Source organism: Dyadobacter sp. (assembly GCF_051859145.1).
Classification (GTDB): domain Bacteria; phylum Bacteroidota; class Bacteroidia; order Cytophagales; family Spirosomataceae; genus Dyadobacter.
The window spans coordinates 1-1001 of record NZ_JBHYGF010000200.1; the positions used below are offsets into that span (position 1 = coordinate 1).

The window sequence follows — 1001 nt, forward strand, 5'->3', positions numbered from 1 at the left end:
GTCCGCGCAGTGACGGAATATTTTCCACATTGGACTGAATGTAAGTGCCGCTCAGCCCCAGCATCTGGATCTGCTTTGAACCCGTAACCGCGTCGGCGTAGGAAACGGACACGGATGCATTTGTTTCAAAGCTTTCGGAAAGGTTGCAGCACGCAGCTTTGGCAAGCGTGCGGGTAGTGATGATTTCTGTTTGATGTGGAGAAAGCCGGTCGATTGTACCGCTGCCGCCGCGCACGGTAACTTCATCGAGCGTCTGGTCGCTTTTCAGCACAACTTGCAGCTCGCTCTCCGCACCGATTTTAATCGTGTCATTTCTGAACCCTACAAAGCTGATCACAAGCAGATTCGATTGTGCGGATCTTGGAATGGTAAAATGGCCCGATTGATCGGTAACAGCAGCCTGCGTGGTGCCCGACCAGTATACATTGGCACCGGTAATGGGAGCAAGGCTGTCGGAGCCTGAAACCTGCTCGCTCACGGAGCCGGTAACGCGCTGGGCTGATACGTAAATGGAAAGCAGGCAGAGCAAACCTGCCAGGTAAGTTTTCATTTCAAAATGGATTCAATTGAAAAATAGTACTGCAAACCCCGGGTGAGATCTGTTAATAAGCTATTAATCAATTGGATCAAATCAAAAATGACTGGATAAAAGCGAGCATACTTCTCCCGTGAAGGCGGGAGGAAAAGGATATGTCGGGCGAATCGGGGGGAGCAGGAAGTCTCCATTCCTCCCGGATAAACTGGAAGGATGTAGCAAACCAAACCACATCTCCGGCCCATACTTTCAGGATTTTGGCAGCCTGCTGATTTCCGGAAGCAACCACATCTAGCTTTTCAAACTTGTGGTTCTCCTTGCAGCAGTCTGTTTTCTTGATGAATGTTCCCTTCGAAGCTGTGAGGAGCTTGCTTTTGGCACAGCAAGAACCTGACTTTTTAACAGTATCTTCTGATTTTGAAGGCGTAACAAACTGCACCGACTTGCCGCGCATCATGCATTGATG

At 49.6% G+C, this 1001-nt stretch carries 2 protein-coding genes; both read right to left on the reverse strand.

Features of this window, described 5'->3' with window-relative positions; genetic code table 11:
* The coding region (locus ACTIE6_RS12705) for a carboxypeptidase-like regulatory domain-containing protein (RefSeq protein ID WP_439556995.1) at positions 1-550 on the reverse strand (550 nt) is incomplete at its 3' end.
* Positions 551-626: 76 nt separating this feature from the next.
* Positions 627-1001: hypothetical protein (locus ACTIE6_RS12710; protein ID WP_439556996.1), on the reverse strand; the 375-nt coding region annotated here is incomplete at its 5' end.